The sequence below is a fragment of the Bacteroides pyogenes genome, assembly GCF_014196225.1.
In the GTDB taxonomy this organism is placed as follows: Bacteria; Bacteroidota; Bacteroidia; order Bacteroidales; family Bacteroidaceae; genus Bacteroides; species Bacteroides pyogenes_A.
Window position 1 is genome coordinate 101,216 of sequence record NZ_JACIDI010000003.1, and the last position, 15,032, is coordinate 116,247.

The following is a 15,032-nucleotide window of genomic DNA, read 5'->3' on the forward strand; positions in this document are numbered from 1 at the left end:
TGTTTGTTGTTTAGAAATTCAAATTTAGATTGAATGTGAATGAACGCGGTATAGGCGTCGCATAAATATTGCTCATCGATTCGGGATCGAGGTAATTCTTGTAGCTCGAACCGAACACACATACGTTACGTGCTTCCAATCCTACGGTAGCTCCGTTCAGACGAATGTAACGAAGCCATTCGGCCGGCAAGCGATAAGCCAAACGTATGTTTTGCAACCGTACATAGCTGAGTGGTTTTACCCAAATATCCAATGCTCTTGCTACTTGCGGGCGGTCATTCAATAATGAGTAATCGGCAGGGAAGTTATTACGTGTGTTGAGAGCGGGAAAGCTTCCCTCTTTATTCTCAGGTGTCCATCTGTTCAGGATATCCCGGTTCGTATTCCGTCCCGGATCATAGTCGGTCAAACTATATGTGGGCGCAGTTTTTACATGCGCTCCCAAATTGTATGCGAAGTTTACATTCAGCTCCCAGTTACGATAACTGAAAGTATTCATAAATCCTCCCGAGTAGGGGGCATCGGACGTTCCCATGTAGCTGTAAAACTCTCTTTCCTCTTTAGGATTCACATTTGGTCCCCAAAAACCTATTCCTGATTCATCTGTCATTTTATACAATGCTTCCAACGTTGTTTCTTTACCGTCTTTTCCTATAATCTTGATTCGTCCGTTTTCAGGATCGATACCTTTTGTCTTCAATGCGAATATGGCTCCTACCGGATAGCCTTCCAAGCCGGGCATTGTCTGGTTGTCCGGAGTCATCACCTTCAATACTTTATTTTGATTGTAGGCAAAGTTGAAATTAGTGTACCAGAAAAAGTGCTTGGTAGTGATGTTCCGCGTCTGAAGGTTAATTTCGATTCCTTTATTCTCCATGCTCGCCCAGTTGATGTTCATGCTGTTGAATCCGTTTTCCAAAGGAAGCATCCTGATGCCGATCAAATCTGTTCCTTTTCGATAATAATAATCGACGCTGACATTCGCAGCTTGGTTCAATACGGCAAAGTCTAATCCGATATTGTATGTGGCGGTTTTTTCCCAACGCAGTTTACTGTTGGGAGCAGAGTTGATACGAATAATATCTTCGACGTATCCGGGCATGATACTTGCCTTTTCGTATACTCCGACTAAAAACGGTGAAGTACTTTTATCTATGTTACCTTGCAATCCGTATGAGAAGCGAAGCGCCAGATTGTCTATCCATTTTATCGGTTGCATAAAGCTTTCGTTGGATGCTCTCCATAGTCCGCTGAACGAATAGATAGGCAGGTAGCGGTATTTCTTGTCGACACCGAAAAGGTCTGAGCCGTCCATACGCACGCTGGCGCCGAGGGTGTAGCGGTTCATCAAAGAGTAAGATCCGTTGGCATAGAAAGAGGCGAATGCGTTTTCCACATAATTCTTAGTATGTAGCTTTACTCCTTGAGCTTTACTTTCATTCTCGAAAACAATATTGATGTTGGTAAGCGTTTTGGGGTCGTATCCATAAGCGGTGGATGAGTGTGTGTCGAACCAATTCTTACGTATTTCCGAACCTGCCATTACTTGCACATCATGAATGTCTTTGAATGTATTTTTATATTCTCCTTGCAATTTCCACGTTATTTGGGAAGTTGAGGAATGAGAGTAGGAGTGCATTCCTCCTTCGGGATATAAATATTTCCCACCGCCATATTTCCCGTTTTCACGCGTGTTACGCATGTTAAATGTGTTTGCTCCCACATATTTTTCTTGCGCTGATTGGTCCCATTGCAAGCCTATCTGTGATGTAAGTTTCCATTGGTCGTTGAAACGGAGTTCGGCATCGAATATGGAATTGATTGCAGTTACGGTTGTTTCGTTACTGGTATTGTCACGTTCTTCAAATATATTGAAGCCTCTCTTTTCATCCGCTTTATCACTAGATGCTATATCGTAATCGTAAACATAATGATGATTCTCATCATAGGGGCTTAGATAAGGATTGGCGGTGCGTGAGTAAAAAATAGGATTTGCCAGTCCTTTCGAGTCTGTGACAAAGTTTTGGTTTTTCCGGCGGTTGGCAAATATCGAAAGACCGAATTTAAGCAGTTTGTTTATCTGGTAAGATGTTTTGCTGGTCAGGTTGAAACGTGTCATGTTCACACCCGGCACATTACCGTTTTCGTTGGAGTATCCCAAAGAATTATAGTAGGTTACTTTCTCACTGCCGCCCGATAAGCTCAGGTTGTATTCTTGGGTAAAAGCATCGCGGAAAAGAATATCGTTCCAGTCCGTGTTGATAGTTTTCAATCGGTTGATAGCATCCTGAACATCGGAAGGAAGTCCATTCCAACCGTTGGTCCGATAATCATTCATTAAGTTATGTTTATTTAGTATGGCGGCTACTCCTCCTTTTTCCTTGTAAGTAGGATATGTTTCGAAAGCAAATTCATGCATTTCTTTCAGTAATTCAAGTTCTAAATTTACTTTCTCTTCAGCATTCAGCAGATTGAGTTGCGAAATACTCGGATTCGGCGAATAAGTCAATTTCGTGTTGAAATGTATCACCGGTTTTCCTGCTTTACCTCTTTTGGTGGTTACCACAATAACTCCGTTCGCAGCACGCGCTCCATAGATAGCCGTTGCTGCGGCATCTTTCAGGATAGTAATACTTTCGATATCGTTCGGACTAAGCCCGGCGATGGACGACTGGCTGATGTTGTTGATGTCATTGTCTTCGCCATTGATTCTGTCAAGCTTCGGAATGTCTGTTCCTTCCAATGGGATGCCGTCCAGTACCCATAACGGATCTTGAGTACCGTTCAAAGAAGCAGTTCCCCGAATACGGATACGTGCGGGCGCGCCCGGCGCACCGGAAGTATTGGTCACCGCCACTCCGGCAATCTGTCCCGTCAATGCCTGGTCGATGCTTTTCGTTGCCCCTACCATAGCATCCGAAAGCTCCACTTTGGAGATGGCGGCAGTCAGTTTGCGACGCTCCAGCGTCTGGTATCCTGTCACCACTACGTCTGCCAGCGTATGCGATGAGGGCTGGAGTATGATGTGATAGTTTTTCTTATTGCCTTGTATGTTGACAGCTTGTTCCTGATAACCGATATAACTACAGAAGAACCGGGTAATTTGTTCGGGAATAGGTAGCGAGAACTTGCCGTCGATGTCGGTAATGGTTCCTAAGGATGTCTGAGAGATTCCCGCCTTTTTCAAATCATCGGCGTGGATGTATACAGACGCTCCGATAAGAGGCTCGTTATCTTCGCCCGAAACTACAATTCCCATAATGATACGATTGCCTGCTTTTGCTATTGCCAACGCATTGGCAAGCAGGCATATTAAAATGAATAAATGTTTTTTTCTCATTGATGAATAAATTAATGTAAATTAAATTGATTTATTTCGTTCCTAAAGCTGTATTGATGCGTAAAATCATGTCTTCGTAATGATATCGGGTAGCGGTATCGGAAGTCGCGACACGGTTTTGCAGCAATTTCTTGATCCGTAACAATTCGCCTCGCTTCACAGAAATTGCATCGGAGATGCGGTTGAGTTGTGTGCCGTAAAAGTTCAATGTACGCGGCGCTCCCATTCTGTCGGGATTGTGAAGACTGCGCTGTTCGGCCGCATGGCAACTGCAGAAGCCGTTCGAGTGATCGATTAAAAAATGCTCTTCCGCCAATTTTTTATTAATCTTCACTGCTTCAGGTTCGGCGGCGGCAGTCAGCAGGGCATCCAGAAAGTTTTTCTGCAGCGAACGTTCCAAGACATTCGGGCGTCCGCCACGCTCGGTGATCCCGAAGATGTGTTTGTGGAGCCCGTCCATCAGTTCTACCACGGTGAATGCTCTCTTTCCGTTTTTCGATTCGTTTTCGATCATACGCATCAGGCGGTTGTTTCCTAAAAGATCCCAAAGAATATATGCCTGAGCGTTTTTTAAAACCTGTGTAGGCGCATTTTCCTGCACTCCTACGGGGGTGTTCCGCAAAAGATAAGTGTATGTTCCGACTTCGGCGTCGAACAACCATTTCGGATAGGTCAATATTTCATTCAACAAGAATTTCAATGCACCTTGCTGCTTCTCTTTTTCGACGAAAGTGTACGTCTTCACTCCGTCGCCGACAGTGGTGTTTTCAATATAAATGCCGCCGATGTTTGCCAATACATGATACAAATAATTGTTCCATTGGTTGATAACAGCATAATACAAGCGTGAAGCCTCTTCGTATGTCTGTCCTTTCTCTCCGGTAGTGCTCCACTCCAGAATTTGCGGAACGATGCGCTTCAGATTGGCGATGCCCAAAAGAGACGAACGAACCGGGTCGTCGCCCAAATCTTCGTTTTGCGCGCGCGGGTCTACTGCGTCGCGTATGTCTTGTGCTTCGCTGTATTTATAGAGACGGTCGGTGTGCCGGCTCAGAAACTCGAATAAATCGTCTTTTTCTTCTTCCGGACTGTTTTTGCCATACCAGCGATAGCCGTATTCAATGGCAAATTTGTCGTAGGGACCGATGTGGGGAGAGAGAACCTTGACTCCATCACCCGGTTGAGCGATATAATTGAAACGGGCATAGTCCATGATGGAAGAGGAGGTCGAGTTCATCCGTGAAGTGAAACTTTCGGAACGGAGAGAGTCTGTGGGGAAAGCCCACGATCCCATCATGTTGTGGCGCAAACCCAACGAGTGTCCGACTTCATGGCAAGCGACAAACCGTACGGCGTCTCCCATCAATGCGTCGGGCAATTGGGCGCTTCGTGCCAATGGATCGATGGTTCCGGTCTGAACAGTAATCCATTCGCGTACCATCGAAAGCACGTTGTGCCACCACATAATATCAGCTTCGAGAATCTCTCCGGAGCGCGGATCAAGCAATGAAGGACCCATGGCATTCTTTTTCTCTGAAGCGGCATATGTCAATACCGAGTAACTTACATCATCCATATCGATGTGCATGCTATCTGTTATCTCTTTAGCAATGATCGCATTCTTGAATCCTGCCTTTTCGAAGGCCGACTGCCAGTCTTCAATACCTTTCTTGATATACGACCGCCACTGATAAGGCGTGGAGTTGTCGATATAGAAAACAATTGGTTTGGCGGGTTCTACCAACTCACCTTTCAAGTATTTCTTCCTGTCCTCCGGCTTGGGTTCCATGCGCCACCGAGTGATAAACTGTGCTTTATCGCTTCTCTGCTGGTTGTCGCTAAAGCTAAGCAACGGATTGGTAAAATATCCTACCTTTTGATTGTCGAAACGTCCCATCATCGGTTTTTCGGGCAATAGCAAGATAGAAGAACTGGCTTCCACCGTAACGTGAACGGTTGTCGTTCCTTCCGTTACTTTGGTAGTCAGTTCCGACGTGGCAATCACATTGTTCGGAAAAGCTTTTACCGATAAAATGCGTGAGAGATTCTTTATGGCGGATGTTCCGAGGTTGATATTGGTAAATACATTGTTGATACTCGTCTCCGTTCCGTCGTATATATCGTTTATTTTAATGACCAGCGTCGTCGAGTCGCTGTTTATGGCTTCAATCTTAAAGGCGGCGATGAGCGGAGATATGAAATTGTCCCGTACGGAACGATAGATCGCATCTTCTTTGGGTGTCAAAGGAAGCGGGCGTTGCTGGCGGAACATCAGTTTTCCGGCGCTTTTGTCCCATTCCATACGAATCATCTGATTTTCGTAGTTTACACCGCGATTTACTCCGGCTTCGTTGAGTTCTGAGGGGACACGCTGCAACTTGTTTACAATCAGCAAGTCGCGTCCTAATAGAGAGGTGGGAATTTCGAAATAGTACTCATTTTTTTTCTGTAAGACATTGAACATACCTTTGTTCACCTTACTGCCTTCCATTAATTTCTCGTAATCGCTTTTACTTTTTTCTTCCTTTTCGGCTTTCTTCTTTTTCTTTTTGTTGAACCAGCCTGGATGATGAGTTTCGGGAGTAGTTGCGGATGTTGAAATAGGGTTTACGTTTGTTAATACACAAGCAATGGTTATTGCCATCACATTGATAGATATTCTCATTGATTTAGAACTTAAATTTTGGATGTTATTAAAATAGCTTGCAAAAGTACAAAATTCCATTAGTAAGTTGTGCAATATGTGAGGGGAATATGGATAATAAAAGATTTATTAACTACTTTCTTATTTTGTTATTTGGTTGTTTTCTGCATTACCAGACGAGAAATCTTTGATATTTCCATCTCTATTATTTCATATTCTACTTTGAATGGTTTACTTTTGCGAAAATGAAAAAAGAATGTGAACCATGAAATTATATATAGCTGCTCTAATGCTGGCTTTTTGTATCGGAGGATACGCACAGAAGAAACAAGCAAGCTTTGTACCGCCTTTCGACTTTCCGCTTACCTTGAGCGGTAATTTCGGAGAAATCCGTTCGAACCATTTCCACGGCGGGTTGGATTTTAAAACCGGGGGCGTCGTAGGTAAGCCCGTACGGGCATTGGCCGACGGATACATTTCGCGTATCCGTGTCACCAACGGCTCGGGTTATGTGCTCGATGTGCGTTATCATAACGGATATACGACTATCAACCGTCATTTGAACGGTTTCCTTTCTCCCATTGCCCAAAGGGTGGAAAAACTTCAATATGAAAAAGAAAGCTGGGAAGTGGAAATTATTCCGGCTCCCGACGAGTATCCGGTAAAAGCCGGTCAGCAAATTGCTTGGAGCGGCAACACGGGTTATTCGTTCGGACCGCACCTGCACTTGGATGTATTCGAAACGGAAACGGGAGATTACGTAGATCCCATGCCTTTCTTCCGGACTAAAATAAAAGATACTCGACCACCTAAAGCCGATGGGATAATGCTTTTCCCAAAACCGGGGATGGGAGTGGTAGAAGGCCTACAGGAAAACAAAGTGATTCTTCCCGATGGAAAAGATACGCGCCCCATAGAGGCTTGGGGCATGATAGGGGCGGGTATCAAAGCGTACGACTATATGGATGGAGCCAACAATCATTACGGAGTTTATTCAGTGGTTCTGACGGTCGATGGCAAGGAAATGTTCCGCAGTACGGTCGATCGCTTCTCATACGAAGAGAATCCGCAGATAAATTCGTGGACTTACGGTGGGTATATGAAATCGTTTATCGATCCGGGCAATACTTTGCGGATGTTGAATGCGCCGCAGGGAAATCGAGGCTGGGTGACTATCGACGAAGAGCGGGAGTATAAGTTTGTTTACACTTTGAGTGATGTTTTCGGCAATACCTCCCGTTACTTGTTTACCGTAATTGGGAAAGAACAACCGATCGAACCTTTGCAGTATCGTGAAAAATATTTTTTCGACTGGAATAAAACGAACTTTCTACAGGAACCGGGCATGACACTGGTCGTCCCCAAAGGGGCTTTGTATGACGATGTTCTTCTTTCTTACCGCATGAAAGCAGATAGCGGAGCGGTGGCTTTTACTTATCAACTGCATGAGGAACCGCTTTCGCTTCATACCTCCGCCGAACTTCGCATAGGCTTGCGCAGAAAACCGGTAGCGGATACCACGAAATATTATGTGGCCCGCATTACTCCTAAAGGTAAAACGCATAGTGTGGGCGGTATTTATGAAGATGGATTTATGAAAACATCGGTCCGTGAACTGGGCACTTATACGGTAGCAATGGATACCGTCCCGCCGGAAATAACACCGGTCGGCAAAAACCTTTGGGTTAAAAACGAAAAAATCGTTTATCGGATTGAGGACAAGGAGACGGGTATCCGCTCATTCCGGGGAACAATTGATGGGAAGTACGCTCTTTTCGGACGCCCCAATATGGTAAAGCCTTATTGGGAGTGCAAGCTGAATCCGAAGTATATGAAGAAAGGCGGAAAGCATGTAGTGGAAATAACTGTAACCGACGGTTGCGGTAACCGTTCGGTTGCTCGAGATAGTTTTGTATGGTAATTAATTAATAATATAGTTGACGTATGAAGAAAAGAATCCTTTTATCTGCTGTAATGCTTTTGGCAGCTTTGGCGAACACTTTCGCCTGTACGAATCTCATTGTCGGTAAAAACGCTTCTGCCGACGGTTCGACCATTGTTTCCTATTCCGCCGACTCTTACGGATTGTTCGGGGAGCTTTACCATTATCCCGCCGCCACTTATCCTGAAGGCACGATGATGAAAGTACACGAATGGGATACGGGTAAGTATTTGGGGGAGATCGAGCAGGCACGCCGGACGTATAATGTGATTGGCAATATGAACGAGTTTCAGCTGACAATCGGGGAAACCACTTTCGGAGGACGTCCCGAACTGACCGATTCTACCGGAATCATCGACTATGGAAGCCTGATTTATATTACGTTGCAGCGCGCGCGTACTGCTCGTGAAGCAATTAAAGTAATGACCGACTTGGTGCAACAATACGGATATTACAGCAGCGGGGAGTCGTTCACCATTGCCGATCCCAACGAGATTTGGATAATGGAAATGATCGGTAAAGGCCCCGGTATCCGCGGTGCCGTATGGGTGGCGGTTCGTGTGCCGGATGATTGTATTTCGGCTCATGCCAACCAAGCCCGTATCCATCGGTTCGATATGAACGATAAAGAGAATTGTATATACTCCCCGGATGTTGTTTCATTCGCTCGTGAAAGAGGATATTTCAACGGTGTGAATAAAGAATTCAGCTTTGCTGAGGCTTACGCTCCGCTCGATTTTGGTGCCCGCCGTTTCTGCGAAGCACGAGTATGGAGCTATTTCAATCGGTTTACCGACCGCGGCAACGAGTTCCTTCCTTATATAGAAGGGGATACCGATGAACCGATGCCGTTGTTTGTACGACCGAACCGGAAAATTTCGGTACAGGATGTGAAGGATATGATGCGCGACCATTACGAAGGCACTCCGCTGGATATTTCGAACGACTTCGGAGCCGGTCCGTATAAAATGCCTTATCGTCTGTCTCCATTAAACTTTAAAGTAGGAGATAAGGAATATTTCAACGAACGCCCCATCTCTACCCAGCAGACCGGTTTTGTGTTTGTGGCGCAGATGCGTGCGGATAAGCCCGATGCCATAGGGGGCGTACTCTGGTTTGGGGTAGATGACGCGAATATGACCGTATTTACGCCTGTATATTGCTGTGCCACAAAGGCTCCCGTTTGCTACACCCGTGTGAACAATGCCGACTATATCACATTTTCATGGAACTCTTCCTTTTGGATATTCAATTGGGTGTCGAACATGATATATCCTCGTTACGATTTGATGATCGGTGATTTGAGATCCGTCCAGCGTGAATTGGAAGAAACATTCAATCGGATGCAGGAAAAGGTGGAAGAAACTGCTGCCGGTTTGCTGGAGAAAGATAAAAAAGCAGCGGTCGAATTTCTGACCGGCTATACGGACGAAACTGCCCGCAAGACGCTCGATACATGGAAAGAATTGGGAACTTTCCTGATTGTGAAATACAACGACGGGGTGGTGAAACGAATGAAAGACGGAGTGTTCGAACGGAATTCCATCGGTCAGCCTGCCACAGTCATTCGTCCGGGCTATCCGAAAGAATTCCTTGAGGAGTATGTGAAACGAACCGGAGACAGATATTTGGTGAAATAATGTCTTTTTTCCTACGAACCGGTAGGAATTATAAACTTATTATTTTAAATTTGTGTGTTGTAAAAACAACGGATAGGTAAAAGTAATTAATTTATAAAATAATACAATATGGAAAATCAGGAACTTATTAAACAGGTCACTGAGAAAGCCAAGAAGTGGTTGACCCCGGCCTATGATGCCGAAACTCAGGCTGAAGTGAAACGTATGATCGACAGTGAGGACAAAACCGAACTCATAGAAGCTTTTTACAAAGATCTGGAGTTTGGAACCGGCGGTTTGCGCGGAATTATGGGTGTAGGCAGCAATCGTATGAATATCTACACGGTAGGAGCCGCCACACAGGGGCTTTCCAACTATTTGAAGAAGTGCTTCAAGGATCTTCCTCAGATTTCGGTGGTGGTAGGGCACGACTGCCGCAACAACAGCCGCTTGTTTGCGGAAACTTCCGCCAATATATTCTCCGCCAACGGCATTAAAGTATATCTTTTCGAAGATATGCGTCCTACGCCGGAGATGTCTTTCGCCATTCGTCATTTGGGTTGCCAGAGCGGTATTATACTGACGGCTTCGCATAACCCGAAAGAATATAACGGATATAAAGCTTATTGGGACGATGGCGCTCAGGTATTGGCTCCGCACGATAAAGGCATCATCGATGAAGTAAATAAGATTGCCTCAGCCGCCGACATTAAGTTCGAAGGCAATCCGTCGCTCATTCAAATCGTCGGCGAGGAGATAGACAAGATATTCCTCGACGCGGTGCAGACGGTGTCTCTCGATCCGGGAGCTATTGCCCGTCATAAAGACATGAAGATTGTTTATACGCCGATTCACGGTACGGGCATGACGATGATTCCGCGAGCTCTGAAAATGTGGGGATTCGAAAATGTATCTACCGTGCCCGAACAGATGGTGAAGAGCGGAGATTTCCCGACAGTCGTTTCTCCGAATCCGGAAAACGCCGAAGCATTGACCATGGCTATCGATCTGGCTAAGAAGATCGACGCCGACCTTGTGATGGCTTCCGATCCGGATGCCGACCGTGTGGGTATCGCTTGCAAAAACGATAAAGGCGAATGGGTGCTGATCAACGGTAACCAAACTTGTATGATGTATCTTTACTATATCCTGACCCAATACAGGCAATTGGGCAAGATTAAAGGAAACGAATTCTGTGTAAAGACTATCGTGACCACCGAACTGATCAAGAAAATTGCCGATAAGAACCAAATCGAAATGCTCGATTGCTATACCGGATTTAAATGGATTGCGCGCGAAATACGCATCCGCGAAGGTAAAAAGAAATACATCGGCGGCGGTGAAGAAAGCTACGGGTTCCTTGCCGGCGACTTTGTTCGCGATAAAGACGCGGTTTCTGCCTGCTGCCTCATTGCGGAAATAGCCGCTTGGGCGAAAGACAACGGCAAATCGCTCTATCAGTTGCTGCTCGATATTTATGTTGAATACGGTTTCTCCAAAGAAGTTACGGTTAATGTGGTGAAGCCGGGCAAGAGCGGAGCCGAAGAGATTAAAGCCATGATGGAGAACTTCCGCTCGAATCCTCCGAAAGAACTGGGCGGTTCGAAAGTGGTTTTGCGGAAAGACTATCAGGTATTGGAGCAAACGGATGACAAAGGCAATGTAACGAAACTCGATATGCCCGATACATCGAATGTGCTGCAATACTTCACCGAAGATGGAAGTAAAGTTTCCGTTCGTCCGTCGGGAACCGAGCCGAAGATTAAATTCTATATGGAAGTCACCGGCGATATGGGATGCCGCAACTGTTTCGCCAACGCCGATGCCGAAGCGACGGAAAAGGTAGAAGCTGTGAAGAAATCGTTGGGCATTTGATTAGCCCCATCATTTCCGGATAAAGAACAAAGAGATGCGTTAGAAAGACCTCTCGCATCTGAATAATTTTAGTGCGAAGGTTTCCGGATAAATAGCACGGATGCATTAAAAGCCGTTTCAGCCTCAGGTTTGTGGGCTGAAACGGCTTTCCTGTTTATACCGATGAGGCTCTTTCAATATTTTGTCATGTGGTTGATAAACCATAGTTTGGTTGTCTTTCTCTGTTTCGGCAGCCATTTTCTTGCGGTATGCCTGTCTTAATCTGCCTGTTCTCTCAAAGAAATTGTAAAAGTTGATACATAGAGTCGAATAAAAATAGTACTTTTGCCTCAACTTTTTTAAAATTACCGGTTATGGATACCATTCAGATAAAAGACAAACAATTTACCGTTTCCATTAAAGCGCACGACATTCAGAGGGAAGTGATTCGCGTGGCAAATGAGATCAATCGCGATCTGGAAGGAAAGAATCCCTTGTTTCTGAGCGTATTGAACGGCTCTTTCATGTTTACCTCCGACTTGATGAAGCACATCACTATCCCCTGCGAAGTGTCTTTCGTAAAGCTGGCTTCCTATCAGGGAGTGGCTTCTACCGGAACCATTAAGGAGGTGATCGGACTGAACGAGGATATTGCCGGACGCACGGTAGTGATTGTAGAAGACATTGTAGATACGGGGCTGACTATGCAGCGTTTGGTCGAAAGTCTGGGAACCCGGCATCCGGAATCCATCCATATCGCTTCGCTTTTGGTGAAACCCGACAAGCTGAAGGTGGACTTGGATATCCAATACATCGCGATGAATATTCCGAACGACTTTATTGTGGGCTACGGATTGGATTACGACGGATTCGGACGCAATTATCCCGACATCTATACGGTGGTGGAATGAGCAAGCCGGCAGGAGCGGGAATCGGATCGAGAAAGAAAGATTGTAAATATTAAAATCATAAACAAAAATGTTGAATGTTGTAATTTTCGGTGCTCCGGGTTCGGGAAAAGGAACGCAGAGCGAACGTATTGTAGCGAAGTATGGACTCAACCATATCTCTACGGGAGATGTGTTGCGTGCTGAGATTAAAAACGGAACGGAACTGGGTAAGACCGCAAAAGGTTACATCGATCAGGGACAGCTGATTCCGGACGAACTGATGATCGATATTCTGGCAAGCGTATTCGACAGCTTCGGAGAGAGCAAAGGCGTTATCTTCGACGGTTTTCCCAGAACGATCGCCCAGGCGGAGGCGTTGAAAAAAATGTTGTCGGAGCGGGGACAGGAGGTGTCGGTTATGTTGGATCTCGACGTGCCGGAGGATGAATTGATGACGCGCCTGATTAAACGCGGGCAAGATTCCGGTCGTGCCGACGACAACGAAGAAACCATCAAGAAACGCTTGCAGGTGTATCATTCGCAGACAGCTCCGCTGATAGACTGGTATAAGAACGAAAAAAAATACCGCCACATCAAAGGGCTGGGTACGATGGAAGGCATTTTTGCCGATATCTGCGACGCGATAGAGAGCGTTTGATGCCCGGTAGAGTATCCGGTACTCATTCGTTTCTATTTATTTCCCGATTATTCATTAATTATATACTGACGTGGCTGAATCGAATTTTGTTGATTACGTAAAGATATACTGCCGTTCCGGAAAGGGCGGAAGAGGGTCTACGCACATGAGGCGCGAGAAATATTGTCCCAACGGAGGTCCCGACGGGGGCGACGGAGGAAGAGGAGGTCATATCATCTTGCGGGGCAACCGTAACTATTGGACGCTGCTTCACTTGAAGTACGACCGCCATGCGATGGCGGGGCACGGAGAGTCGGGCAGTAAGAACCGAAGTTCGGGCAAAGACGGAGCCGACAAGGTGATTGAGGTGCCGTGCGGAACGGTGGTTTACAATGCCGAAACCGGCGAATACCTCTGCGACGTGACCGATGACGGGCAAGAGGTTATCTTGCTGAAAGGCGGTCGGGGCGGTCAGGGTAACTGGCATTTCAAGACGGCGACGCGCCAGGCGCCTCGTTTTGCGCAACCGGGCGAGCCGATGCAGGAAATGACCGTCATCATGGAGTTGAAGCTGCTGGCGGATGTAGGATTGGTGGGATTCCCCAATGCGGGCAAGTCTACTTTGCTTTCTTCCATTTCGGCGGCGAAACCGAAGATTGCCGATTATCCTTTCACAACGCTCGAACCCAATCTCGGAATCGTTTCATATCGCGACGGAAAGTCGTTCGTCATGGCGGATATTCCGGGTATCATCGAGGGAGCCAGCCAGGGAAAAGGTCTGGGGTTGCGCTTTCTTCGGCACATCGAACGCAATTCTTTGCTGCTTTTCATGGTGCCCGCCGATAGCGACGACATCCGCAAGGAATACGAAATACTGCTCAACGAACTGCGCACTTTCAATCCGGAGATGCTCGACAAGCAAAGGGTGTTGGCAATCACCAAGAGCGATATGCTCGATCGGGAACTCATGGATGAGATCGAACCCACTTTGCCCGAAAGCATTCCGCATGTGTTCATCTCTTCCGTTGCCGGCTTGGGAATCGCCGAACTCAAGGATATCTTGTGGGAGGAGCTGAATAAAGAGAGCAACAAGATAGAAACGATTGTGCACCGTCCGAAAGACGTAAGCAAGCTGAAAGAGGAGTTGAAAGATATGGGTGAGGATGAAGACTTTGAATACGAGTACGAGGACACCGACGAGGATGATTCGGATTTCGACTATGAATATGAAGAGGAAGACTGGGAGGAAGAATGATACCACTCACCAAAGATAAAAGGATGTTGGGGTTCAGGCTGTTGAGTGCCTGCCCCGACATTTCTCATTTTGTGACCACCCGTTACGGCGGATGCGGGGAAGGTGCGTACGGCACGTTCAACTGTTCGCCTTTTTGCGGCGACGATGAAGAAAATGTGCGGAAGAACCAACGGCTTCTTCTCGACGTGTTGCCTGTGCAACCTGCCGAATTGGTTATTCCCCGTCAGGTGCACGGAAGTACCTGTATGGTCATATCCGACCGTTACCACTTTGCTTCTCCCGATGAGAAAAAGGAAATGCTCGAAGGGGTGGACGCGCTTATCACCGTTTTGCCGGGCTATTGCCTCTGTGTTTCGACCGCCGATTGCGTGCCTGTGATGTTGTACCACAAAAAGAAGAATCTGGTGGGAATCATCCATGCCGGATGGCGAGGAACGCTGGAGTCCATCACCTTTTGGACCTTGACCGCCTTGAAGGAGAACTACGATTTATATCCCGAAGACTTTATCGCCTGCATCGGTCCGAGCATCTCTCTCGAATCATATGAGGTGGGAGAGGAGGTGTACGAAGCCTTCCGCAAGAAGAATTTCAACCTCGATTCCATATTCGTTTGGAACAAGCCTACCCGGAAACACCACCTCGACTTGTGGAGAGCCAACGAGCTTCAGCTGCTGGAAGCGGGTGTTCCTATCGCCCAGATAGAGGTTGCGGGCATCTGCACCTACATTCGTCACGAAGAGTTCTTTTCGGCAAGACGGTTGGGCATACAGTCGGGAAGAATCCTGTCGGGCATTATGTTGACGAAAAAAACAACTTATCAAATGCCGCGCTTTATATAGTGCGGGAAACCA

The 15,032-nt window shown here is 46.4% G+C and carries 9 protein-coding genes; 7 read left to right on the forward strand and 2 right to left on the reverse strand.

Annotated elements, in window-relative coordinates:
• Nucleotides 1-10: 10 nt before the first annotated feature.
• Both GGR07_RS02820 and GGR07_RS02825 read right to left on the reverse strand, forming a co-directional pair.
• Nucleotides 11-3,340 (reverse strand): SusC/RagA family TonB-linked outer membrane protein, encoded by a 3,330-nt coding sequence (locus GGR07_RS02820; protein WP_122056626.1) that lies wholly within the window; start codon nt 3,338-3,340, stop codon nt 11-13.
• 31 nt (nt 3,341-3,371) lie between these two features.
• A complete protein-coding gene (locus GGR07_RS02825; RefSeq protein WP_021645423.1) occupies nt 3,372-6,005 on the reverse strand; it encodes a zinc-dependent metalloprotease in 2,634 nt (877 codons plus the stop codon).
• Between the two features lie 244 nt (nt 6,006-6,249).
• Here GGR07_RS02825 and GGR07_RS02830 point away from each other — a divergent pair, with 244 nt between their 5' ends.
• From GGR07_RS02830 to pgeF, 7 genes are all read left to right on the forward strand, one after another.
• Nucleotides 6,250-7,905, forward strand: a complete 1,656-nt coding sequence (locus tag GGR07_RS02830) for a M23 family metallopeptidase (RefSeq protein ID WP_034542562.1) — start codon at nt 6,250-6,252, stop codon at nt 7,903-7,905.
• Nucleotides 7,906-7,928: 23 nt separating this feature from the next.
• Nucleotides 7,929-9,566, forward strand: coding sequence for a C69 family dipeptidase (locus GGR07_RS02835; RefSeq protein WP_021645426.1), 1,638 nt, complete (start codon nt 7,929-7,931; stop codon nt 9,564-9,566).
• A gap of 108 nt (nt 9,567-9,674) precedes the next feature.
• Complete coding sequence (locus GGR07_RS02840; protein ID WP_021645427.1) at nt 9,675-11,420, forward strand: phospho-sugar mutase; 1,746 nt, start codon at nt 9,675-9,677, stop codon at nt 11,418-11,420.
• A 353-nt stretch (nt 11,421-11,773) separates the two neighbouring features.
• Nucleotides 11,774-12,310 carry a hypoxanthine phosphoribosyltransferase gene (hpt, locus tag GGR07_RS02845; protein WP_021645429.1) on the forward strand — a complete coding sequence of 179 codons (537 nt, stop codon included), beginning with the start codon at nt 11,774-11,776 and terminating at the stop codon, nt 12,308-12,310.
• 67 nt (nt 12,311-12,377) lie between these two features.
• Entirely contained in the window at nt 12,378-12,947 is a 570-nt protein-coding gene (locus GGR07_RS02850) for an adenylate kinase (RefSeq protein WP_021645430.1), read from the forward strand.
• Nucleotides 12,948-13,017: 70 nt separating this feature from the next.
• On the forward strand, nt 13,018-14,181 hold the full coding sequence (obgE, locus tag GGR07_RS02855) for a GTPase ObgE (RefSeq protein ID WP_034542560.1): 1,164 nt from the start codon (nt 13,018-13,020) through the stop codon (nt 14,179-14,181).
• Nucleotides 14,178-15,020, forward strand: a complete 843-nt coding sequence (pgeF, locus tag GGR07_RS02860) for a peptidoglycan editing factor PgeF (RefSeq protein ID WP_021645432.1) — start codon at nt 14,178-14,180, stop codon at nt 15,018-15,020. Before obgE ends, pgeF begins: the two co-directional genes overlap by 4 nt.
• The last annotated feature ends 12 nt before the right edge of the window (nt 15,021-15,032 follow it).

Excerpts from the sequence above, each read along its gene's own strand:
- GGR07_RS02820 (WP_122056626.1), bottom strand. The coding sequence starts at position 3,340 with ATGAGAAAAAAACATTTATTCATTTTAATATGCCTGCTTGCCAATGCG.
- GGR07_RS02825 (WP_021645423.1), bottom strand. The coding sequence starts at position 6,005 with ATGAGAATATCTATCAATGTGATGGCAATAACCATTGCTTGTGTATTA.
- GGR07_RS02830 (WP_034542562.1), top strand. The coding sequence starts at position 6,250 with ATGAAATTATATATAGCTGCTCTAATGCTGGCTTTTTGTATCGGAGGA.
- GGR07_RS02835 (WP_021645426.1), top strand. The coding sequence starts at position 7,929 with ATGAAGAAAAGAATCCTTTTATCTGCTGTAATGCTTTTGGCAGCTTTG.
- GGR07_RS02840 (WP_021645427.1), top strand. The coding sequence starts at position 9,675 with ATGGAAAATCAGGAACTTATTAAACAGGTCACTGAGAAAGCCAAGAAG.
- hpt (WP_021645429.1), top strand. The coding sequence starts at position 11,774 with ATGGATACCATTCAGATAAAAGACAAACAATTTACCGTTTCCATTAAA.
- GGR07_RS02850 (WP_021645430.1), top strand. The coding sequence starts at position 12,378 with ATGTTGAATGTTGTAATTTTCGGTGCTCCGGGTTCGGGAAAAGGAACG.
- pgeF (WP_021645432.1), top strand. The coding sequence starts at position 14,178 with ATGATACCACTCACCAAAGATAAAAGGATGTTGGGGTTCAGGCTGTTG.